The following is a 22,600-nucleotide window of genomic DNA, read 5'->3' on the forward strand; positions in this document are numbered from 1 at the left end:
ACCTTCGGCAAAAGAAGGTCCTTTGTTTTGTCCTCGGCAGGTGCTAAAATTAACCGCAGATTATGATTATTGGTGGTGTGTTTATGGCAGTGGATCTGACACTTGGTTTTATCGGCACCGGCGGCATAACTTCTTTTCTTGTGCGCGGGCTTTGTTCCGCGCCGGAATTTACAGGGAGGGTCATTCTTTCGGTGCATAAAAACCGCGGGAAGGCGGAGGAGCTGAAAGAGCTTTTCCCGGAGCGGATAACGATATGCGAGTCCAACCAGGAGGTCGCCGATTCGTCCGACGTCGTCTTCATCGCGGTGCTTCCGCAGCAGCATGAGGCGGTCGCGGGAGCGGTGAAATTCAAACCCGAACACCGCGTCGTCCATATCACGGGCGGCGTCAAACTTGAAGATTCGCGCAGCCTCTACGCCCCCGCGGCGAGGGCGGTGCGGGCGATCCCCCTGCCCTTTGCCGCTATGAGGATGGGCCCCGTGCTCTTCTACGGTGATGACCCCGTCTGCCGCGAACTGCTGGCGATGCTCGGCTCGATCGTCGAGGTGCGGGCGGAGAGCGAGCTTGAGGTGCTTGGCCCGGTGACTGGCATGATGGTGCCGTATTACGCCCTGATCGCCGAATATGTGAAATGGGGGACGGCAAAGGGGCTTTTGTTCAAGACCGCGCTCGACTACGCCGGCTACATGAATGAGGCGCTGTCTTCATTTATGCGCACGCACTGCACGGAGGACGTCGAAACATTCCTGATCGACAATTCTACGCCGGGGGGAGTCAACGAACTCGGCCTGAAGCTGCTTCGCGAGGGCGACGCCTATTCTTCCTGGTCAAAGACGCTCGACGCGCTCTACGTCCGTTACAATTCAATGGGCAAAAACGGCGTGGCCGGCGATACGCGGTAGCGCCGCCGGATTTCCAAGAGGAGAGTTCATTTGTGTATAAATAAAGAGACCGTAGCTAAAAAAGGCGCCTTTGCCGCTGTTTTTCTCGGCACGCTGATGATCGTGCTCGCCATCGGAGCCGCCTATGTGAACAACAAGTTCAAGATGGAATGTGCCCAGATGGAGCAGCTCGTCGTCATCAAATCCAATAAAGTGAACGACGTCCTCTGCAAACTGCTGTACAAAACGCAGGTCCTCTCCGCGCTTGTGATACAGAACAACGGCGGGATAAGGGACTTCGAGAAAGTGGCCGCCACCATCGTAGACGACCCCGCGATCAGGAACGTCATCCTGGCCCCGGGCGGCGTCGTGAAAAAGGTCTATCCGCTCAAGGGCAATGAGGGCGTGATCGGCCTTGACTATTTTTCCGCAGGCAAGGGCAACATTGAGGCGCTGCAGGCTAAGAACGGGAAGCGCCTCGTACTCGGCGGCCCCTTTGACCTCGTGCAGGGGGGACAGGCCCTTGTCGGCAGGCTTCCAGTCTATACCGGCAGGGATAGCGTCGAGGAGAAGTTCTGGGGCCTCGTCTCCGTCACTCTTAACTACCCGGAGGCGCTGAACGGCGCGGAACTTGACCAGTTGAAGGCCCAGGGCTTTGCTTTCGAGATATGGCGGATAAACCCCGACGACGGAAAAAGGCAGGTCATCGCCCACAGCAGCTATCTGTACGACAAAGGCGCGAATTACGTTGAAAAACCGCTCACCATCCTCAACGCGGAGTGGTACTTCCGGCTCTCGCCGATAAGGCGCTTCTACCAGTACCCGGAGACGTGGATGTTCTTCTTCGCGGGGCTGCTCGTGAGCTGGCTTATCGCCTCCCTCGTGGGGCATAATCACGACCTTAAAAAGATCAAAGTGGAACTGGAAGAGCTGACGGGCATGGACCTTCTCACCGGCACGCTGAACCGCCGCGGGCTTTTCAAAGAGCTGGGCGCGCTCATGGGCGTGCCGGGCACCGAGTTTATCCTCTGCTACATCGACCTCGATAAATTTAAAGAAGTGAATGATTCCTACGGACACATGGTGGGGGACAGAGTCCTTAAACACGTCGCCGCCGTTATCGGCCGCCGTATTGACGCGGGCAGCATTTTTGCGCGGATCGGCGGCGATGAGTTCGTCCTGATCTTTAAGGATACCGACGACCGCGAAATGGTCAAAGCCTTCTTTGATAAGATCGCCGGTGAGCTGCTTGATTCATTAAATATAGCTCCCAACGGAGACAGGCTCGATATAACATTCAGCATGGGAATGGCGGCATATCCCTCGCAGGCAAAAGATATCGACGGATTGATAGGCGTCGCCGACCGCGCGATGTATAAAGATAAAAAACAGGGATAAAGGATAGCGCGCGGAGCGGCTCCGACGCTCATCTTGCGGCCGGTCCCGCGGGACCGGTTTCGTCCCTTTTCCGTCTCCTAGACGCGTGTCTCGACCGGAGTCAGCGCCTCGTTGGGGCAGAGCCCGTAACACAGGCCGCAGCCGGTACACCTTTCAAGCTCGATGCGTACACCGCCGCGCGAAAGCGTTATCGCCTGATAACCGGCGTCGCGGCAGCTGACGGCGCATTTGCCGCAGCAGCTGCATTTCATAATGTCCAGGTAGGGCTTAAATAGACGCCCCCTGTCTATGTCGGCGTGGTGGACGATGCTGCCCAGCGCCCTGCCGCGAAAGGCGTCTATATCCTTGAAGCCCATACGCTCCATATAGGCGGACAGTCCGTTGCAGAGCCCGCCGATAATGCCGTAGCCCTGCTCCATGACCGCGGAACATATTTGCAGGGTGGAGGCTCCGGCGAGGATGAACTCGGCGGCCTCGCGCCAGTCATAGATCCCGCCGCTGCCGGATACCGGTATCTTCACGGCACGCGCGATCTCCAGCACGGAACGCAGCGCGATCGGTTTTATCATATGCCCCGAAAGGCCGCCCGCGGTGCCGACGCCGCCGGCGTTCATGCGCGGGCGGAAAGTCTCAAGATCTATGCCGGGCATCGAGCTTATAGTATTGATGGCGCAGATCGCGTCGGCCCCGCACTCCTCCGAGAGCGCCGCGGCGTAGACGATGTCCGATAGCGCGGTGAGCTTCGTGATGAGCGGCAGCCTGGTCGCCTCTTTTACCCAGCCGATTATCTCCCTGATCTTCGCGGGATTGCCGCCGATGCTGACGCCGCTGCCGATCTCGCTGCACCCGTGGGGGCAGGAAAAATTGAGCTCTATCGCGTCTGCGCCCGCAAGCTCGCAGTCCGCCGCGGCGCGCTGCCACTTCTCCTTGATCGGCGCGTGTCCGTAGAGGATGCTTGCGATGACGGCGCGGTCAGGCCACCGTTTTTTCAAAAAAGAGATGTCTTCGCAGGATTCCTCGTTTGTCTTCTGAGAAGTCAGTTCGATATTCATATATCCGAAAACCACGTTTTTGAAAACGCCGCCGCTCCCGCGGATGGGGAAGATGCGCGGCGAGACGTCCCTTATCTCGCTGCCCTCCTCGCCCGTGTACTGTGTCAGCGTCTTGATCACCGCGCCGCCCCAGCCGGCCTGAAAGGCGCGGTCGATCATATCGCGGTCGCGCGCCGGCGGCGCGGAGGCGAGCATAAATGGATTTGGCATTTCTACTCCGAGGAAATTGGTGCGAAGATTCTCTCTCATGGATCAATCCTCCAGATCAGCTTGTCCGTTGCAACTGGCAAAACGTAATACATGTGATTATAGCGTACTCCGCCCGGAATGGGGAGATAAAAGGGGCCGCCGCGCGCGGGCTTTTGGTCTTCCCGGGTTAAACCCTTTGACGCCGCTGGATTCCCGACAGGGCCGTTGATGAACATACTAAGTTCGATAACGGAAATCAAAGATTTCCTATCTCACTTATCGGGAATGACGGGGCTCCTTTATCGTCTCCCCGCAAATCTTCTGTGCGGGGTCCAGAAAATACGGAGCAAATGGAAGACGGAGCTGGACGGATAAGCGCGCCGCGAGAAAAAACACACGCCAACGCCGCAGGGCAAACGCATCAACAGGTCAACAAAGGGTGAATTGGCGTTTATAAACGATTACGTGGAAAGATAAATAGCGATTTATACTTTAAAAGCCTCCCTCGCCGAGGGAGGTGGGCCGGCGCGCGATTTTGCGCCGGGTCGGAAGGAGTGTTGCGCTGTGTGGCGCATGTTTTCCGCGCCACACAGTGCCCGCGGCGCAAGCCGCGGAAGAGGCGAAAGATGATAGAATCAAGAGCGAAACAAAAATCAAGGTCAAGACTCCTCCACCCGCCTGCGGCGGGAGCCCCCTCGGAGAGGGAGCCAAAGGCCTTAGATAAACCCCAGTTTACCATTTACCTGACCTTTCTTGATGCGTTTGCACGCCGTTTGCCCGCCGACGCCGCAGGGCAAACGCATCAACATTCTGAGATTAACTTGATCATATAATCATTATCCCATCCAGCCTTAAGGCGTTTTCCCCTAAGGCTGGTTTTGCCGGATTTGTCTTGTTTCAGTAAATTAATTGCACAATGCCTGATGATTGCCATATTTGCGGCACTGTTTTTTTGTCTGTTGCGCATCGCGTCTTCGTTGAATATCACATCAAGAACCCAATGGAGACTGTTTTCGATACCCCAGTGTGAACGTACTGACCGTCCTATTTCTGCCGCGTCAGCCGGCAGACTGCTTATGTAGTATCTTCGTTCCACAGAACTCTGAGTGCCGGATTCTCTTGTGGATTCCACCATGATTATGCTCTTGAGCCCCTTCCATTTATCAAATTCCGCAATGTCTATTTTCTCATTGTTTTCTATTGCAGCGACGTTCCTTTTTTCTATACGACCGTGGCTTTTTCAATCGTCGCATATGATGTGTGAGTTACTCCGGCGTAATCTGTTTTCTCTTCGCATTTGAAAAGATGTTCCGCCATTTCCAGCGTGCCGCCCTGATTGCCTTTCAAGGCCAGCAGGTAATTCCCTTTCATAGAGACAATCTTATCTGCTATTGCTTTCTGGCATCCCATGGCGTCTATTGTTATAGTGCAGTTTTTGATATCAAGCATATCCAGAAGGGTCGGAATTGCTGTAATTTCGTTTGACTTAGCTTCCGTTGCTGTTTGGGCTAAAACATTCCATTATCTGAGGACCACGCACTTACCATATGCAGGCAATCGCGGTGCTCTGTATTTTTGAAGGACCTTCTGGATGTCTTGCCGTCGATGGCAATGACGCCTTTTAAACGTTCGGACAATGACCTGGCCCAGTTCGCAAAACACTCCGAAAACTGCTTCGGGTCCAAGGCTGACATTACCCTGTTCATTGTGTCGTGGGAAGGGATTCCATTTGGTAAATCAAGAAACGATTCAAAGAAATCCTGTTTGCACTTTGCAAAAAGTTCAATGTCGTTAAAGCCTTCCGCACCGCAGATGACCCCGCACAGCACAATAGTAAGAATGTCGGTCAGGTTGTGCCTGATGTGGTTCTCCGCACGATTGTCAGTGAGAATAGCGAAGTGTTGGCTGATGCTTGTTTGCATGTTCATTAAAACACTCCATAAATTATTTATTGTAGTTTAGCATATTAATGATTTATTTGATTAGGGATAATACATTTTCATATGATACGTTTCGGTTTATGGTTGCTGGTGATATCGTTTTTTTGTACAAAGTTTTTGACCTTTATTGATGCGTTTGCCCTGGCCGACGCCGGGATAAAGATGCGCATACGCGATTTTTGTGCTAAAATGTCCCAAGCGATACTGACCCGACTTTAAAACAGAAGACGAAACATTATCAGGGTATCCGTAAAGGAGAATGAGAATGACGAATCACGCCAGCGGCGACCGCAATATCGCCGCGTTGAAAGAAAGTGCCCCCCCCCCCCAGAAGTAAAGTCAAGTTTAGGATCTCCCTCTCTCTCATATTCAAACTCTTTATTTCATTTACATACGTTCACATCCATATCCATATCCGTTTGCCCCGCGCGAAAAACATCCGACTGCCCAAAAGCCGCTCCCTCTGACAGCGCGGAAGCGCGCCGCCAGACCCGCCAACATCCATACAGACGACCCTCCGGCATCAAGCCTGCCAACGCCGCCGGCCTGTTTGTCCGCGCCCCGAGCCCGCCGAAATAACCTTCCGTCCCGCCGCGCCGTGCCATCGCGGCGAAACAGGCAAAAGCTGACGAACCGGAACATATATTTAAATACCTATATCTGAAGAAGGGAAACCATAATAATGAACATCAAAAAAGCGGCCGCGTCCATACTCGCGGCGGCCATAGCCGCGGCGTCGTCGTTCTCGCCCCTCCCGGCGCGGGCGCAGGAAGTCGCCGTCGTAGACGTCGTGCGCGTCGTAGACGCCAGCGTCCCCGGCAAAGCCGGACAGCGCTACATTGACGGCCTCAAAAAAGAACTCGACGCCGAACTGGAAAACTTCAAAAAAAGCCTCGGCGAAATAAAAGAGGACGACCCGCGCCTCGCGCGGAAACAGGCCCAGCTCTCTGCGCGCTACCAGAGCGAATTTTCGCGCGTCACCGGCCTGCTCACGGCGGAACTCCGCCGCGTGACGGCCGAGTGGCTGAATGGCAACAAACAGGGGGCGACCGTCGTCATCCCCGCCGGCACGACGCTCGCCGCCGCGCCGGAAAGCGACGTCAACGCGGAGATACTGCGCCGCCTCAACACGGTCGCCATAGATTTCAGCCTGAAAGAAACGGGAAAAGGAGACCGCGTGAAATGAAAAAATACGGACAGGCAAAACAGATCGCCTTCTGGCTGCTGCTCGCCGCGCTCGCGCTCGCTCCCTTCGCGGGAACGGCGGCGGCGAGCTACACAGCGGGCGGCGGCGAGGTCGAAGACGGCGTGTTCTATGCCATCGCCATCGGCACAATCGACAGCCGCCCGCCGGAAGTGACGGGCGAATACGCGATAGCCATCGGCGCGAGTACGAAGGCGGATGGCGCTTGCGGCACCGCCGTTGGATACTTTGCATCGGCGATAGGATTATATAGTTCCGCCTATGGACAATTCGTGTCTGCGAAGGGGGAAGGCAGTGTCGCCACCGGATGCGAGGCGCAGGCGACCGGACTCTACAGTGCCGCCACCGGATTCGAGGCGGAGGCGTCCGGAATCCGTAGTTCCGCCTATGGAGCCAAAGCGCAGGCGATGGGTACTGGCAGCCTCGCCGCCGGAAGCGATGCGTACGCGGGAGGCGCAAACGGCACCGCCGTTGGGTTCTCAGCATCGGCGGGAGGAGAGAATAGTTCCGCCTATGGAATGGGCGCGTATGCGCAGGGTACTGACAGCCTCGCCGCCGGAAACGGTGCGGGCGCGGTAGACGCAAACACCACCGCTGTTGGGGCCTCCGCGGTAGCGAAATTTGAGGGCAGTACCGCCATCGGATACAAGGCGAATGCAACCATTGCCGGTAGCGTGGCGCTGGGAGCTGGTTCCTACGCCAATAGGACCACCACCGCGACCGGCGTCTACGTCCCCGCCGGCGCGTCCGGCGGCGGCATAACCGCGACGGTAAAAGGCACTGACAAAGGAGTAGTCTCTATCGGCGACGCTACCGACGTCAAGGGGCACGTAGCTTTCACCCGCCAGCTCACAGCATTGGCCGCGGGCATAGAGGACACCGACGCCGTCAACGTCGCCCAGCTAAAGGCGCTGGACAGTGTCGCCGTCAAATACGACAACGACACGAAAACTGCCGTCATCCTGAACAGCGGCGGAGCCGCCGTCAAGCTGTCCAACGTTGCGGATGCGGAGCTCTCTGACGCGAGCACGCAGGCGGTAACAGGAAAACAGCTCTACGCGGCAAACCAAACTATCGCGACGAACCGGACGAACATAGAGACGAACAAGGCGAGCATCGAGACGAACAAGGCGAGCATCGCGACAAACGAGACGAAAATAGCGTCCAACACGACGAACATCACGGCCAACGCCGCCCAGCTAAAGGCGCTGGACGATGTCGCCGTCAAATACGACGACACGAAAACTGCCGTCACCCTGAACAGCGGCGGAGCCGCCGTCAAGCTGTCCAACGTCGCTGATGCGGTTCTCGACAACACGAGCACGCAGGCGGTAACAGGAAAACAGCTCTACGCGGCAAACCAAACTATCGCGACGAACCGGACGAACATAGAGACGAACAAGGCGAGCATCGCGACAAACGAGACGAAAATAGCGTCCAACACGACGAACATCACCACCAACACGACCGGCATCAAGGAAAACAAAACAGCGATAACCGCGGTCAGCGGCGACGTGGCAACGAAGTACACGGCGCTTGACGGACGCATCGCCGCTAACACGAACGAGATAGCGGCGGTCAGCGGCGACGTGGCAACCAAATACACCACGCTTGACGGCAGGATAGCGGCCAACGAAGCTAGCATCAATACCGTCAGCGGAGACGTGGCGGCGAAATACACGGACCTCGGCGGACGCATCACCGCTAACACGAACGAGATAGCGGCGGTCAGCGGGGACGTGGCAACCAAATACACCACGCTTGACGGCAGGATAACGGCCAACGAAACGAACATCGCCACGCTCGACACGAGAGTGACCTCGCACGACACGCGCATAGCGACGAACGAGACGAACATCGCGGCGAACACGACGAGCATCGGCACGCTCGACACGAGAGTGACCTCGCACGACACGCGCATAGCGACGAACGAGACGAACATAGCGTCCAACACGACGAACATCGGCACGCTCGACACGAGAGTGACCTCGCATGACGCGCGCATAGCGACGAACGAGACGAACATAGCGGCGAACACGACGAGCATCGGCACGCTCGACACGAGAGTGACCTCGCATGACGCGCGCATAGCGACGAACGAGACGAACATAGCGGCAAACACGACGAGCATCGGCACGCTCGACACGCGAGTGACCTCGCATGACGCGCGCATAGCGACGAACGAGACGAACATAGCGTCCAACACGACGAGCATCGGCACGCTCGACACGCGAGTGACCTCGCACGACGCGCGCATAGCGACGAACGCCGATGCCATCACGACGAACAAGTTAAGCATCGACACAGTAAGCGGCGATGTGAGAATGCTCGACGGCAGAGTGAAGGCCAACACCGCAAGCATCAATACCGTCAGCGCCGACGTTGCGGGCCTTAGAGGCGAGATCACCGCCTCCGGCGTCAAATACGACGACGATTCTAAAGAAGTCCTCACCTTAAACAAAGGCGGAGCCGCCGTCAGACTGTCCAACGTCGCGGATGCGGAACTCTCTGACGCGAGCACTCAAGCGGTAACAGGAAAACAGCTCTACGAGACAAACCAAACCATAAACACAGTAAGCGGAGACGTGGCGGCGAAATACACCGTGCTTGACGGCAGGGTAGCGGCTAACGAAACGAGCATCAATACCGTCAGCGGAGACGTGGCGGCCCTCAGAGGCGAGATCGCCGCCTCCGGCATCCATTACGACGACCCGTCCAACAGCGTCGTCACCTTAAACAAAGGCGGAAACGCCGTCAGACTGACCAACATCGCCGCCGGGACCGCCGACAGCGACGCCGTCAACTACGGACAGCTCAAAGCCCTCGGCGGAAAAGTCGAGACCTTCGGCGAAACACTCGCCGAAAGGATCGGCGGCACTTACGACCCAGTCACAGGCGAATTCACCGTCACCTACCCTGACGGCCCCACGCCGGCGAACCCCGCCGCCCAGGCGTCGGCATCGTCGGCGGCATCGGCGCCGTCGCCGGCCTCCGCGCAAAACGCAGCCCAGGCCGCAGCCCAGGCCGCCAGCACCCCGCACCTCAGCGAGACGCTGCAAAACATGTGGGACGCCATCGGCGCCGTGCAGGCCGGCAACGTAAAAGCGGGAGACAACATCGTCGTGGATGGAACAAAAGTCTCCGTCTCCAAGACCCCCGAATTTGAGAGAGTCAAAGTCGGAAACATCGACATCCGCGAAGAAGGCATCGACATGGGCGGCAAACCTATCACGGGACTTGCCAAAGGCGAAATATACGACGGCAGCGGAGACGCCGTCACCGGCGGCCAGCTCTGGAACGCCTACCGCCGCATCGAGACGATAGACGAGCGGGTCCAGGTCGTAGGCGCGCACGCGGCGGCCCTGTCCGCCATGCACCCCGTAGCCTACAACCCCTACGAACCGACCACCCTCTCAGCGGGAGTCGGCTACTACCGCAGCGAATACTCGATGGCGGTGGGCATATTCCACTACGCACGTGAAAACGTCCTGCTCAACGCAGGCATCGCCTTCAACTCTGACGGCGATACGATGGGGCGCGCCGGCATCAGCTTCGCGCTCGGCAAAAGCGGCAGGAAACAGCCGTCGATGATCAAAGACGTAGCCGCGATGCAGCGCCAGATGATGGAAATGCAGCAGGTGCTGACACAGCTCAAAGAAGAAAACGAGAAAAACAAAGATACCATCAAAGAGCTCAAAGACGCTCTTAAAGATAAGAAATAACCGAGTATTGCCGGGCGGCGTCCGCCGCCCGGCAAGCGATACGCAAAAGGAGTGAGGCGGATTGCGGCCAGCCGGCGCTGAAAGTTTTTTTTACGACGTCATACACAGCGAAAGAATACGCGGCATGTGCCTTGATATAGCATCACTGCCGGAATCGGAGCGAGGGCCGGCGATCCGCGCGCTAGGCTACGATTTCAGCCCGAAAGAGCTGGACTCCGCCGTATGCCGCGCCTATTATAAGATGCGGCCGGAAGCGCGCGCCATCCTCGGCCCCGGCGACCTGCGCGATATAGTGATGAAGAAGTGGGGCAAACCTATGTAGGCCGGGCGGCGGAGCAAAAACATAAAGCCACTGGATTCCGGCTCGGAGGCCGGAATGACAAAACAACAAATATAGAGCCGCTGGATGCCGGGTCGAGCCCGGCATGACAAGGCGGCGGGCGGCGGAGCGTCGGAGCTGGAATGACAGGGTACAGATTCAGCGCTCCGCCCTTTCCGTCTCTCCGGGTCGGAGGCCGGCATGACAAGGAAGACGGAATCTGGGCCCCGGGTCGAGTCCGGGGTGACTGGCGGCAAACATAACGTCGCTGGATGCTGGGGCGAGCCCGGCATGACGGGTGACTGGCGGCGGGCGGCCCTATGCGGCCTTTTAGATAGCGCCGTTGTCTATTCTTTGGGGAGGGGAAGTGCGACAGTGAGCTCCGAGTTGAAGCAGAGCGCGACCTCTTCCCCTCTTTCGTACCTTGCCGCGCCCGGGAAGTAGTTTTCCATCACCGAGACCGGCGCGCCGTTTTCCAGTTCCACCACGTATTCCATGCGGTCGCCGCTGAATACGGCGCTCGTCACTTTGCCGGAGAGCAGTCCCTCTCCGCCCGCCCTGAGGGTCACGGCCTCCGGGCGCAGTATCAGGGATATGCCGTCCCCCGCGGAATACGCGGCGTCGGAGATGAGCTTTACCGGGAGGCGGCGTTCGCCGATCCTCATAGTGCCGCGCTCCGCGCCCTCCCGCGCGTCGAGCGTGCCGGAGATCGCGTTCGCCTGGCCGATGAAGTCCGCGACGAAGAGCGTACGCGGATGGGTGTATATGTCAAAGGGCGATCCGATCTGCTCGACTTTGCCGCGGTTCATGACCATGATGCGGTCCGCCATCGTCAGCGCCTCCTTCTGGTCGTGCGTAACGTAGAGGCAGGTGATGTCGAGCTGTTTCTGGATACTGCGGATCTCCGTCCTCATGTGGAGGCGGAGTTTCGCGTCGAGGTTTGAGAGAGGTTCGTCCATCAGCAGCACTTTCGGGCGCATGACGAGGACGCGCGCCAGCGCGACGCGCTGCTGCTCGCCGCCCGAGAGCTGGTTGGGGTATCGTCTCTCCGTGCCTTTAAGGCCGACCATTTCAAGCGCTTCTCCGACCTTCCCGGCGATATCGGCGGAGCTCTCGGAGCGCATTTTCAGTCCGTAACCGACGTTGTCTCCGATCGTCATGTGCGGGAAGAGCGCGTAGTTCTGAAAGACGAAGCCGATCTCCCTTTTGTTGACCATCACTTCCGTGACGTCCGCGCCGTCTATGAGGATGCGCCCCGAGGTGGGGGCCTCAAAGCCGGCCACCATGCGCAGGGTCGTCGTTTTGCCGCAGCCGGAGGGGCCGAGGAAGGTTACGAGTTCGCCGCCCGCCACTTCGAGGTCAACTCTTTCGACGGCGTCGAATTTTACGCCGTCTTTGATGAAGGTTTTTGTTATATTTTTAAGATGCAGATCTACAGCCATTACAGATTTCCTCCCTGCCCTCTGTAGTTATAGCCGGCGCCCCGCACTAGGAGCGTCAGCATCCCGTTGAAAATGAACACGAGCAGGATGAGCACGACCGAGAAGGCGCAGGCGTTCCCGAACTGCAGCTCCGTCATGCACTCCAATATTCTTGCGGTCAGCAGCGACCAGCTCACGGAGACGAGGAAGATCGTCGCGCTGATCGCCGTCATCGAATGGATGAAAAGGTATTTCATCCCCGCGAGCAGCGCCGGGACGACGAGAGGCAGCGTCACGTTTTTAAAGGTGCCGATCGACGATGCGCCGAGGCTCAGCGACGCCTCTTCCAGCGAGGGGTCTATCTGGTGCAGCGAGGCGATGACGGAGCGTATTCCCGCCGAGTCGTAGCGGAATACGTATGCCGCCACGAGAATGGACATCGTTCCTGTCAGCACGAGCGGCTGGCTGTTGAAGGCGATGATGTAGGCGATGCCGACGACCGTTCCCGGCAGCGCGAAGTTCAGCAGGGAGACGACCTCCATCAGGCCGTTGCCCCAGAAGCTTTTGCGCTGTGTGATGTAGGCTATCGATACCGCGAGTAGTCCGCCGAGAGGCGTCGCGATGCAGGCGATTATCAGCGTGTCCAGCATCGCTTTGCGCCCGTGGTTGAATACGTAGGCGAAGCTCTCCCAGGTAAAACTGTTGTCAAGCCCCCAGGCTTTTGTAAACGCTCCCATCACGATCAGCGCGTAGAGGAAGAGGATGAAGGAGATGACCGCGGCGCATATCGCGAGCACCGCCGCCTCGCCCGCCGTGCCGATACCCTTGATCTTCGTCTGCGCGCCCGATTTGCCGCTCACCGTAACGTAGCTTTTGCGGCTCACCCAGAAGCGCTGCAGTACGAAGACGAGCAGCGCCGGGACGAGCAGCGCGAAGGAGAGCGCCGCGCCGCCCTTGAGGTCGTACATGCCCGTTATTTGCAGATATGCCTGCGTCGGCAGCACCGGGAACTGGTGTCCGGCGAGCACGAGCGGCGTCGCGAAGTCGGCGAGCGAGCAGGCGAAAAGCAGCAGGATCGAGTTGGCGATGGCCGGCATCGTCAAGGGGAAGGTCACCGTGCGGAAGACGCGGAACGGCGAGCCTCCGAGGGATAGCCCCGCGTCCTCCAGGTTGGGATCTATACAGGCCAGCACGGAGGTTATCGTGAGGAAGGCGACGGGAAAGTACGTGAGAGATTCCGAGATCCAGGTCCCCCAGAAGCCGTATATGTTGAAATCGGGGATGCCGAAAAATTTCAGGATTATGCCGTTCGGCCCCAGCGAGAGAGTCAGCGCTATGCTGCTCGTGAAGGGCGGCGAGATCAGCGGCAGCACTGTTACGGCGGAGATGAACCATCTGAGCGGCGCGGAGAGGTTTATCCTTGTAACGGCCAGGGCGAATACGAAGCCGAGAAAGGTGCCCATCACGGCGACGGCGACCGCCAGCCAGATGCTGTTGACGAAGGCGAGGCGGTCGTAGCCGTTTGAAAATACGAGCATGAGGTTGGCGAGCGAAAGCCGTCCGTCAACGATAAAGGTCGTGATCAGCAGCTTGACGAATGGATAAACGACAAAAAACCCCAATGCGAGCCAAAGCGCGGCGACTACCGGCAGCAGCGCGGGGTCGCGTCTCATTGAAGAGGATGACGCCATGTTTTCGTACTCCTTTGCTATGAAAAGGGCTGCGCGGGAGTAAGCTCACGCGCAGCCCTAAAATTGAAAATTAACGGATGACTTCGTTGATCCAGCGCTCGACGTAAGACTTGCGCTTGTCGCCCTTGTGTTCGGCCCCGACCTTAAGGAGCTTCTCCTTTGACATATCAAGCGCGGGGTTGGTGATCTTCACGCCTTTCACGACGGGAATGTAGTTGATCTTCTGATCGACGAAGAACTGTCCCAGCTTGGGGCTCGTCGCCCAGTCGATGAATTTTTTCGCTTCCTGGGGGTTCTTCGCGCCGGCTATCATTCCGGTCGCCTCTATGCCGAAGGTGACGCCCTCTTTCGGGTAGGTGATGATCACGGGATATCCCTGCTGCTGGATGTCGAGCGCGTCAACGAGGTAGAAGATCCCGCTTGCCGCCTGTCCCTGCGCTATCGGCATCGCGCCGCCGGCGCCGCTCTTTGTATAGAGCTGGACGTTTTTGTGCAGCTTCTTCTGATAGTCGAAGGCTCCGTCCACGCCGTAGACTCCGATCAGGCTGTAGATACGCTCCGTCGCCGTTCCCGACGTGCGGGCGTCGGCCATCTGCAGGCCGTTTTTGTAGGCGGGGTTCAGGAGATCCTGCCATGATCCGGGGGCTTTAAGGTTGTTCTTCTTGAGGAAGTCGGTGTTGGTAAGGAAACAGAGCGGGATGAGGCCGATCCCGGTCCAATGGTTGCCGGGGTCCCTGTATTCCGCCGGGGTCAGTTTCTGCTCTTTCGGCACATAGACGGCGAATACGTTGTCCTTCTGTCCCGCCGTATAGATATCCGCGGGGCCGCCGAGGAGGATGTCGACCTGCGGGTTGTTCTTTTCCGCCACGAGGCGGGCGAGGGCCTCGCCTGATGAGAAGCGGATGAAGTTTACCTTGATGCCGGTGTCCTTCGTGAACTGCTCGAAGACCTTTGAGGCATACTTTTCGGGCATGACCGTATAGGCGTTGAGCGTTGCCGCCATCGCGCCGGTGCAGGCGACCATGACGAGAGCCACGGCCATGAGAAGAGATACTGCCTTACGACTGCTGTACATAAAACCACTCCCAGTGATATTGATTGCCCAATGAGGGCCAAACGCGGCGAAAGCGCAATGCTGCACTTTCGTTACGTCTGAAATGATACCATTATTCGGTTAAAATAAAAGTGTAAAAGTTTGAAGTATTGCGCGAAGAGAAGCCTCAGGCGTCCATCCGCCGCGGCGGAAGACGGAAAAAACAGAAGAGGGCAAAAGGCGGCGCTTTGGAGTCGCCCGCCCCTGCCGGACGGCTCCAAAGACGGCCGCGAGCCGCCCTGCTTTTATCATTCATACTTTAATACGGCCTTCTCCCCGCGGTTCTTTTCAAGGATCATCGAGCGGATCAGGTAGGCGCGGCTGATGCAGCCGACGAAAAAGCCGTTTTCATCCGTGACCGGGCAGATCTTGAAATGACGGCGGATCATCTCGGCGGCGACGGTGAAGTCGCTGTCATCCTTTTTGAAGCAGACGACGTTTTTTTGCATGATCTCCGTCACCAGCTTATAGCGGATGGCGGCGAAGCGCTTTGCGAACTGCCCGTAGTCCGGCAGGAAAGCGGCGTTTTTCAGCGTGGTCATATATCCGGGCAGACACTTTTTGATGATGTCCTCCTCGCTTACGAAGCCGCGGACCCTGCCGTCGGCGGAGAGCACCGGCACTCCCGTGCGGCAGTGGCGGAGGATCATCTCGATCGCCCTCTCTATTGTATCGCTCTCATGCAGCACGACTTTTTCTTTATTCATCAATTCGCCGATCTTCAATCTCATTCCTCCTGTCGGAATTCTTCACCCAATGTCATTATTATACTACGGCACGCTACATCCAAAGGCCGCGTCCTATCCAAAGCAGGGCGGCGGAAGAGATCAACAGCGAGATAAAGACGATCCGGAGGCCGATCCTTGAAAAGGCCGCGAAAGGTATCTCTATGCCCTCCCTTGCCGCGAAATCGGCGACGACGGCGTTGGCCGCCGCGCCGAAGTAGGTACCGTTCCCGCCCAGGCAGGCTCCCAGCGCCAGCGCCCAGTAAAGCGGCTCCGGGGCGACGCCGGCAGCCTGCCCCATCGAACCGATGATATGTACGAATATCGCGGTGAAGGCGATGTTATTGATGAAGGCGCAGACGAGCCCCGATATCCACAGCGTCGCCATGAGCATCAGCAGCGGATTGCCGGCAAACAAGAGGGTCAGCAGCTTGGAGGCCTCCTCCAGGACGCCGTTGGCCTTCAGCCCTCCCGCCATGATAAATAGGGAAAGGAAGTATATTATCGTCGGCCACTCGACGTCGTTATGGAGTATCGTTCCCTCGTCAAGCAGCGATATTGCCAGCAGGGCTCCCGCCGCGGTCAGGGCGACCACCGACGCGTCGAGGTGGAAGATGCGGTGCGTGGTGAATCCTATGAGCACCAGCACGATGATGACCACGGATTTGATCATCAGCGGCCTGTTGACGATGAGCTTCGATTCGTCGACTTCGCTGAGGCGCTCCGCGGCGTCCGGGTCGGACTTCAGCTCGCTCTTGTAGTAAAAAGCGACATACGCCGTCGTCGCGCAGAGGATGACGGCGGCGACCGGCGCGAGGATGACGATGAAGTCGTTGAACGAGAAACCGGCGACGGAGGCGATTATCATATTCGGCGGGTCGCCGATGAGCGTGGCCGTCCCGCCGATGTTTGAGGCGAATAGCTCCATCAGAAGCAGCGGCAGAGGATTCATCGAGATAAGTTCGCAGAGCGAAAGCACTACCGGAGTCACCAGCAGCACCGTCGTAACATTGTCGAGAAACGCGGAGAGCACCGCCGTCAGCAGCGACAATATCCAGAATATAAGAATCGGCCTGCCGCCCGTTACCTTTATCGCCTTGACGGCGAGATATTGGAAGAGGCCGCTCTTTGAAAGAATGCCGACGACGATCATCATGCCGACGAGCAGCCCGACGGTGTTGTGGTCTATCGCTTTGACCGCGTCCTCCGACGAAAGCAGCCCGCTCGCCACCATGACGGATGCGCCGAATAAAGAGGCGGTGGCGGTCTTCATTCTGCCGCTGGCGGCGAGGATTATCACGCCAAGAAAGATGGCAAGCGCCGCCCAAGCCTGTATAGTCATATATCTTACCTCCAAAGAAAATGGCGAATCAACGGAAATGTTTATATTTTTAACAAAAACCGTCTCTTCACTTTTTGCAAAACGGATGGGAATATACGCCTTGGCTCTGAAAATTACAACCCATAAGGTGGAAAGTCGATATATTGCGATAATGTGGAATATTTGTGAAACGGAATAAAAGAAAAAATCCTCTCCCGCTTGACGCAAAAGAGGATTAATTGTAATTAAAAAACTGAAAATTAGCTTCTATTTGTGCTGTCTGCGGCGGTAGATAAATATGTATATCACAATCAATACGGCGCAGGCCGCGATCAGGCAGAGGCTTATCTTCCTCATCTCCTGGTGGATCATCGCCTGATTGCTGCCGAGGAAGTATCCGACAAGCGCGAGGATGACGACCCATATTCCCGAGCCGAGCGCGGTGTAGAATGAAAACTGCGCGAGCGGCATCCGCGCGAGCCCGGCGGGCAGCGAGATGTACTGGCGTATCACGGGCAGCAGCCTCCCCGTGAACGTGCTTATATGTCCGTGACGGGCAAAAAAGACCTCCGCCTTATCAAGTGACTCATGAGTGACGAAGAAATATTTCCCGTATTTTTCAAAGATGGGGCGTCCCCAGCGCACGGCGATCCAGTAATTGAACAGGCCGCCCAAGATGCTGCCCGCGATCCCGCTGAAAATCACGAGGAATATATTCATCTCTCCCTTCCATGCGAGGTAGCCGGCCGGCGGTATCACGACCTCGCTGGGAAACGGAAAGAAGGATGACTCGAGGAACATGAGGCCGACGATCCCCGGATACCCAAGGTGCCCGATGACCTCTACCAGCCACTGTATCAAATCCCCGAAGAGCTGGATTCCGCAGCTTAAAAAAGATGACAGTGCCTCCAATGCAAAACTCCTCTCATTATTTTTTACCACGTAAGAAGATATACGGAAAAGTGATAAAAGTCCATAGCAATTTGAAACCTTTGCCTCTTTGCGCTAAAATGCAACATGGAAGAGAAGCATTTTTATGATCGCAAAGGATGGAGGAGTCATATTGCTTCCGTTACCTAAACTCGCGCTTGTCATAGCCGGTAATTTTTCCGCGGATGAGGAAAGTGCCGACCCTGGTATCCTGCTGGGCTATCTGCCTGAAGACCTCGCACGCTGCTGTGAGATAAAGGAGTGGAGCTGCCAGCCAAGCACGCATTATTCCATGCCGATGACGTTGGCGATGGAGGAGATGTTTGAATCGCTCATCGCCGAGGGCTATACGGGTATAATCACCGTCTGCGGCAGCGGCGTCATGGAAGAGATGGCATACCTCGTCAACCTGCTCTGGCAGCATTCGGAGCCGGTGATTTTTGCCAACCTCATGGTACAGGGGCGCGCCGGCCTCAAAGAGGGGCTTGTGAACCTGCACTGTTCCGTGCTTGCCGCGATCTCGCCCATGGCAAGGGACAAGGGCGTGCTTCTTTGCTCCAGCGGCGAACTCTTCGGAGCTGACGACGTGACGCTTGTTGACCCCGGCTCGCCGGACAGCGCCTTCCAGTCTCAGGAGAGGGGATCGGTCGGAAAGATGCTCAACGGCGAGATCAAATTCTTCAGCGAACCCAGGCGTCCCTCGTTTCTGGCGCGGAGGCCGAAAGAGCTTCCCTGTGTTGAGATAATGTGGGCCTCGCTCGGAGGCGGAGACGGGTTGCTGTCGTTTCTCGCCGCCCACAGAGAGCTCGGCGGCCTGGTGCTCGCCGGCTTCGGGGCCGGCAACGTGCCTCCGTTGTGGGTGCCGCCTATCCGCAATATCCTCAGACGCCGGATACCGGTGGTGATAACCTCCCGCTGCTTCCAGTGCCATGTGCACAAGACGAACGATTTTGAGGGCTCATTTGAAAAACTTACGGAAATGGGGGTAATGTCGGGCGGCAGGCTCAACCCGTTCAAGGCGCGCATCCGTTTATCCCTAGGGATATCCGCGGGGCTCACCGACAACGGCCTCAGCCTTTACATGCTGAACCAGCCTGTCAGCGACGACATCAATACTTTATATAAATGAAAATATATTGCCTGACGCTTGGCTGCGCTAAAAACCGGGTGGACAGCGAATGCCTCGCCGGAGCGCTCGCCGCCGCCGGACATGAGCTCGTGCCGTCGGCGGAAGATGCGGAATGCGCGCTGGTGAACACCTGCGGGTTTATACGCCCGGCGGTGGAGGAGAGTATCGCGGCGATACTCGACCTCGAGGAACTCAAAAAAGATAAAAAACTTCAGAAGATCGGCGTCGTGGGCTGCCTTGTGAACCGCTACGGGGAAGACCTCCCCTCCGAGGTGCCGCTGGTGGATTTCTGGGCCAGAACGGAAGACTGGAAGTTCGTCCTCGAACAGTTGAAGACGCCCGGGGATGACGCGCGCCGCCGCGGAACGCTGCCCCTGTCGTCAAAATACAGCCGCTACCTTAAAATAAGCGAGGGCTGCGGCAATTGCTGCACATACTGTGCCATCCCCGGCATCCGCGGCCCGCTGCGCAGCCTGCCGGTCGAGGTCATCGTAAAAGAGGCGGCGCAGCTTGCGGAAGAGGGAGCGCGCGAACTCTGCGTCGTCGGCCAGGACCTTACCGTTTATGGGACTGACACAGACGGCAGGCCGCGCCTCATAGAGCTGCTGGACGCCCTCGAAAGTTCGCTGCCGCATGATTTGTGGATAAGACTGCTCTACCTGCACCCTTCGCGCGTAGACCGCGCGCTTCTTGAACGCGTCGCCGCGGGGCGGCAGGTCCTGCCCTATCTTGACATTCCCGTCCAGCATGGGGACCCGGAGATACTCGCGGCGATGAACCGCGGCATCGCGCCGGAGACGCTTCGTGGGATATTCCGCACGGCGCGGGAGATAAACCCTGATTTCGCCCTGCGCACGACCTGCATGGTAGGCTTTCCCGGGGAAAAGAAACGGCACTTTGACAACTTGAAAAACTTTGTCAGCGAGGTGCGCTTTGACAGGATGGGAGCTTTTACCTTCTTCCCCGAGGAGGGGACGGTCGCGGCGGCGCTTGAGGAACAGGTCCCCGAGCGGACGAAAAACAGGCGCCTCGGCGAGCTCATGCGTCTTCAGGAGGAGATATCCTTCGGGCGCCAGCGGTGTTTTATCGGCAGGGAACTAAAAGTGCTGGTAGAAAAGATAGAGAGAGAAGAGGGCTACGCCGAAGGGCGCTCCTTCCGCGAGGCTCCGGAGGTCGACGGAGTAATAGAGATACGCAATATCAGAGAAGATCTGAAGGAGGGCGACATCATAACCCTGCGCGTTGCAGAGGCGATGCCGCACGACATGACAGGAGAAGAAATATGATACTTACCCCGGAAATGAAGACATGGTATGGAATGATCGCCACGGTCGGCACCCTCGGACGCTACTCAAAGATGCCGGGCACGCTTGGTTCGATCGCCGGGACCGTGCTGTGGCTGCTCTTTGGCGGCATCCCTATTTGGGCTATCGCGGCGGTGGCGGCCATCGGCTGTTACGCGGCCGATAAATATGAGAAGGCCGCGGGGCGCGAAGATCCCGGCGAGGCCGTTATCGACGAAGTCGTCGGCGTATGGATATCCTCATGGGGGTTTGAACTCACCTACGCGGTGGTGGCTCTTTTCCTCTTCCGCATCGTAGACATAACGAAACCCTTTCCCGTCAAAGAATTTGAAAAACTCCCCGGCGGGATCGGGATAATGGCCGACGATATCGCGGGCGGCGTGATCGTCAACCTGCTCCTGCATTTCATACACTGGCTTATCTTTGCCGGAGGACTTTCAACGATTCTGGAGCTGATAGGGAAATGACGGGAAAACTTGACGTACTTGCAGCCGGGGTCATCAAAAATTTTCGGGATCGCGGACTTTCGCTGTCCCTTGCCGAATCCTGCACAGGCGGGATGATCTCCGCCGCGCTGACCGGCATTCCCGGAGCCTCGGATATTTTCTGGGGATCAGCCGTGACATACATAAACAGCGCGAAAGAGAACATCCTCGGCGTCTCCCCGTCCACGCTTGAGAAACACGGCGCCGTCAGCGAGGAATGCGCGCGCGAAATGGCCGAAGGATCGCGCCGGATATATGGCGCCGACATCGCGATGAGCGTCACCGGCATCGCGGGGCCCGGCGGAGGTTCCGATGAGAAGCCGGTAGGCACCGTCTGGTTCGGCTTCAGTTCGGAAAAAGGCACGGAGGCCTTTTGCTGCCGCTTCGATGGCGGCCGCGACGATATCCGCCGCCGGACCACGGAACGGGTCCTCTCCTGCCTGATCGAAAAATGCGCTGCCGCCGAGGGGCGCGGCGGAGTTTTGAAATAATGGGCGGCTGAATCCCCCCTCTCGCGGGAAGGCTCCTGCGCGTATTCATCTGTATAAAGCTCCCGCAGGGACATACAGATGCCCTTGGTGAATGGCTCGCGGCCAGGAGATCCGCGGAAACGGGGATAAGATGGGTCGCTCCCGAGACTATCCACATAACCCTTAAATTCTGCGGAGAGATACATCCCGATATGACGGAGGCGATCGCGAAACTGCTGAATAAAGAAGATATCGGCGGCCCTGTTGAATTATCGGTATCGGGCGTCGGCGGCTTCCCGAGCCTCAGCGCCCCGAGAGTTGTTTGGACCGGCATCGGCGGGGAGATCGGGAAGTTGAAAAAACTTCAGCAGAAGGCCGAGACCTGTGCCTTTCGCTGCGGCGTGGCAAAAGAATGGCGGAAATTTTCGCCGCACATAACGCTGGGACGCCGCAATGAACACGGACCTCTGCCGGAGGCGGCCGTCAAAGCGATAGAAAAAGATAAAATCGAACTTCCGGCCTGGCGCGTAAAAGAGATCGTCATGATGAAAAGCGAGCTCACCCCGGGCGGACCGATCTACACGCCGCTGAAACACTTTGAGCTCCGCGGCAAACTCTGATATAATCATAAATGAAATCAAAAAGTAAAAATTTAGAATAAATGGAGGCAGAGAGATGGCAAAAAAGGCGGTAACCAAAGAAGACATATTGGCGCAGGCCCTTGGTGAGATAAGGGGAAAATTCGGCGACGGCTCCATCATGCGTCTCGGAGACGAAGTGCAGCACGCGGTTGAGGTCATCCCAAGCGGAATCCTTCCTCTTGACGTCGCTCTCGGCATCGGCGGCGTCCCGCGCGGACGCGTCGTTGAAATATTCGGCCCTGAGGGCGGCGGAAAAACCACCATAGCCCTTCACATACTCGCCGAAGCGCAGAAAGCCGGCGGTATCGCCGCCTTCATAGACGCCGAGCATGCGCTGGACCCGCGTCTGGCGGCGGCGCTCGGCGTGGACACCGCGAACCTTTACCTGTCGCAGCCCGACAGCGGCGAACAGGCTTTTTATATACTGGACACCCTGGTCCGCAGCGGCGCGCTTGACCTCGTCGTTGTAGACTCGGTGGCCGCGCTTACGCCGCAGGCCGAGATAGACGGAAAAATGGGAGAGGGCAGCAATCAGGTCGGGCTTCACGCGCGCCTCATGAGCTACGCGCTGCGCCGCCTCACATCAGCCATCGCGAAGAGCAAGACGACGGTTATCTTCATCAACCAGCTGCGGGCACAGATAAGCTCGGGCTACAGTCAGGGGCCGACGGAGACCACGACCGGC

The 22,600-nt window shown here is 57.6% G+C and carries 18 protein-coding genes and 1 pseudogene (1 of these 19 only partly in view); 11 read left to right on the top strand and 8 right to left on the bottom strand.

Going from position 1 to position 22,600, the window contains the following annotated elements; all coding sequences use genetic code 11:
• The first annotated feature begins 83 nt into the window (after positions 1–83).
• Positions 84–902, top strand: a complete 819-nt coding sequence (locus CLOEV_RS15765; RefSeq protein WP_051484878.1) for an NAD(P)-binding domain-containing protein — start codon at positions 84–86, stop codon at positions 900–902.
• 30 nt (positions 903–932) lie between these two features.
• Entirely contained in the window at positions 933–2,279 is a 1,347-nt protein-coding gene (locus CLOEV_RS04270; protein ID WP_034442086.1) for a sensor domain-containing diguanylate cyclase, read from the top strand.
• A 77-nt stretch (positions 2,280–2,356) separates the two neighbouring features.
• Here CLOEV_RS04270 and preA read toward each other — a convergent pair whose 3' ends face one another.
• A complete protein-coding gene (gene preA, locus CLOEV_RS04275) occupies positions 2,357–3,580 on the bottom strand; it encodes an NAD-dependent dihydropyrimidine dehydrogenase subunit PreA (RefSeq protein ID WP_051484879.1) in 1,224 nt (407 codons plus the stop codon).
• Positions 3,581–4,322: 742 nt separating this feature from the next.
• Positions 4,323–5,412 (bottom strand): annotated as a pseudogene (locus CLOEV_RS17510) (ISAs1 family transposase); the annotation flags it as partial.
• A gap of 730 nt (positions 5,413–6,142) precedes the next feature.
• Between CLOEV_RS17510 and CLOEV_RS04285 the strand changes: the two are divergent.
• The 3 genes from CLOEV_RS04285 to CLOEV_RS04295 all read left to right on the top strand — a co-directional run bounded on the left by CLOEV_RS04285 (position 6,143) and on the right by CLOEV_RS04295 (position 10,708).
• Positions 6,143–6,646 carry a hypothetical protein gene (locus CLOEV_RS04285; RefSeq protein WP_034442088.1) on the top strand — a complete coding sequence of 168 codons (504 nt, stop codon included), beginning with the start codon at positions 6,143–6,145 and terminating at the stop codon, positions 6,644–6,646.
• Positions 6,643–10,386: a YadA-like family protein gene (locus tag CLOEV_RS04290; RefSeq protein ID WP_034442090.1), complete on the top strand. Its 3,744-nt coding sequence runs from the start codon at positions 6,643–6,645 to the stop codon at positions 10,384–10,386. Before CLOEV_RS04285 ends, CLOEV_RS04290 begins: the two co-directional genes overlap by 4 nt.
• Positions 10,387–10,447: 61 nt before the next feature.
• Entirely contained in the window at positions 10,448–10,708 is a 261-nt protein-coding gene (locus CLOEV_RS04295) for a hypothetical protein (RefSeq protein WP_034442092.1), read from the top strand.
• Positions 10,709–11,052: 344 nt separating this feature from the next.
• Here CLOEV_RS04295 and CLOEV_RS04300 read toward each other — a convergent pair whose 3' ends face one another.
• The 6 genes from CLOEV_RS04300 to CLOEV_RS04325 form a co-directional block, all read right to left on the bottom strand.
• The gene (locus CLOEV_RS04300) at positions 11,053–12,147 is read right to left on the bottom strand and encodes an ABC transporter ATP-binding protein (protein ID WP_034442094.1); all 1,095 of its coding nucleotides are present in this window, start codon (positions 12,145–12,147) and stop codon (positions 11,053–11,055) included.
• Entirely contained in the window at positions 12,147–13,817 is a 1,671-nt protein-coding gene (locus CLOEV_RS04305) for an ABC transporter permease (RefSeq protein WP_034442097.1), read from the bottom strand. The genes CLOEV_RS04300 and CLOEV_RS04305 overlap by 1 nt, the downstream gene beginning before the upstream one ends.
• A 70-nt stretch (positions 13,818–13,887) precedes the next feature.
• Complete coding sequence (locus CLOEV_RS04310; RefSeq protein WP_008710841.1) at positions 13,888–14,892, bottom strand: ABC transporter substrate-binding protein; 1,005 nt, start codon at positions 14,890–14,892, stop codon at positions 13,888–13,890.
• 266 nt (positions 14,893–15,158) lie between these two features.
• Positions 15,159–15,635 (bottom strand): CBS domain-containing protein, encoded by a 477-nt coding sequence (locus tag CLOEV_RS04315; protein ID WP_008710844.1) that lies wholly within the window; start codon positions 15,633–15,635, stop codon positions 15,159–15,161.
• Positions 15,636–15,690: 55 nt separating this feature from the next.
• Positions 15,691–16,977, bottom strand: coding sequence for an ArsB/NhaD family transporter (locus CLOEV_RS04320; RefSeq protein WP_008710845.1), 1,287 nt, complete (start codon positions 16,975–16,977; stop codon positions 15,691–15,693).
• Between the two features lie 246 nt (positions 16,978–17,223).
• Positions 17,224–17,868: a DedA family protein gene (locus CLOEV_RS04325; protein WP_008710848.1), complete on the bottom strand. Its 645-nt coding sequence runs from the start codon at positions 17,866–17,868 to the stop codon at positions 17,224–17,226.
• 151 nt (positions 17,869–18,019) lie between these two features.
• On the opposite strand from CLOEV_RS04325, the gene CLOEV_RS04330 reads away from it, so the two are divergent.
• The 6 genes in view from CLOEV_RS04330 to recA are tightly spaced (at most 55 nt apart) and all read left to right on the top strand, a layout consistent with a single transcriptional unit that may run on beyond the window.
• Complete coding sequence (locus CLOEV_RS04330; protein ID WP_008710849.1) at positions 18,020–19,015, top strand: asparaginase domain-containing protein; 996 nt, start codon at positions 18,020–18,022, stop codon at positions 19,013–19,015.
• Positions 19,012–20,301, top strand: coding sequence for a 30S ribosomal protein S12 methylthiotransferase RimO (rimO, locus tag CLOEV_RS04335; protein WP_034442105.1), 1,290 nt, complete (start codon positions 19,012–19,014; stop codon positions 20,299–20,301). Before CLOEV_RS04330 ends, rimO begins: the two co-directional genes overlap by 4 nt.
• A complete protein-coding gene (locus CLOEV_RS04340) occupies positions 20,298–20,786 on the top strand; it encodes a phosphatidylglycerophosphatase A family protein (RefSeq protein WP_008710855.1) in 489 nt (162 codons plus the stop codon). Before rimO ends, CLOEV_RS04340 begins: the two co-directional genes overlap by 4 nt.
• A complete protein-coding gene (locus CLOEV_RS04345) occupies positions 20,783–21,295 on the top strand; it encodes a CinA family protein (protein ID WP_034442111.1) in 513 nt (170 codons plus the stop codon). Before CLOEV_RS04340 ends, CLOEV_RS04345 begins: the two co-directional genes overlap by 4 nt.
• A 47-nt stretch (positions 21,296–21,342) precedes the next feature.
• Positions 21,343–21,894 (top strand): RNA 2',3'-cyclic phosphodiesterase, encoded by a 552-nt coding sequence (thpR, locus tag CLOEV_RS15785; RefSeq protein ID WP_261796317.1) that lies wholly within the window; start codon positions 21,343–21,345, stop codon positions 21,892–21,894.
• A 55-nt stretch (positions 21,895–21,949) separates the two neighbouring features.
• On the top strand, positions 21,950–22,600 hold the 5' portion of the coding sequence (gene recA / locus CLOEV_RS04355) for a recombinase RecA (RefSeq protein WP_008710861.1). The gene runs 486 nt beyond the window's last position; 651 of the gene's 1,137 nt are visible here — the first part of the coding sequence; the start codon lies at positions 21,950–21,952; its stop codon lies beyond the right edge, outside the window.

Origin of the sequence: Cloacibacillus evryensis DSM 19522, assembly GCF_000585335.1 — a bacterium.
Taxonomy (GTDB): Bacteria; Synergistota; Synergistia; order Synergistales; family Synergistaceae; genus Cloacibacillus; species Cloacibacillus evryensis.

Coding starts and splice junctions, on each gene's coding strand:
- CLOEV_RS15765 (WP_051484878.1), top strand. CDS start 84: ATGGCAGTGGATCTGACACTTGGTTTTATCGGCACCGGCGGCATAACT.
- preA (WP_051484879.1), bottom strand. CDS start 3,580: ATGAGAGAGAATCTTCGCACCAATTTCCTCGGAGTAGAAATGCCAAAT.
- CLOEV_RS04285 (WP_034442088.1), top strand. CDS start 6,143: ATGAACATCAAAAAAGCGGCCGCGTCCATACTCGCGGCGGCCATAGCC.
- CLOEV_RS04290 (WP_034442090.1), top strand. CDS start 6,643: ATGAAAAAATACGGACAGGCAAAACAGATCGCCTTCTGGCTGCTGCTC.
- CLOEV_RS04300 (WP_034442094.1), bottom strand. CDS start 12,147: ATGGCTGTAGATCTGCATCTTAAAAATATAACAAAAACCTTCATCAAA.
- CLOEV_RS04305 (WP_034442097.1), bottom strand. CDS start 13,817: ATGGCGTCATCCTCTTCAATGAGACGCGACCCCGCGCTGCTGCCGGTA.
- CLOEV_RS04310 (WP_008710841.1), bottom strand. CDS start 14,892: ATGTACAGCAGTCGTAAGGCAGTATCTCTTCTCATGGCCGTGGCTCTC.
- CLOEV_RS04320 (WP_008710845.1), bottom strand. CDS start 16,977: ATGACTATACAGGCTTGGGCGGCGCTTGCCATCTTTCTTGGCGTGATA.
- rimO (WP_034442105.1), top strand. CDS start 19,012: ATGAAAATATATTGCCTGACGCTTGGCTGCGCTAAAAACCGGGTGGAC.
- CLOEV_RS04340 (WP_008710855.1), top strand. CDS start 20,298: ATGATACTTACCCCGGAAATGAAGACATGGTATGGAATGATCGCCACG.
- CLOEV_RS04345 (WP_034442111.1), top strand. CDS start 20,783: ATGACGGGAAAACTTGACGTACTTGCAGCCGGGGTCATCAAAAATTTT.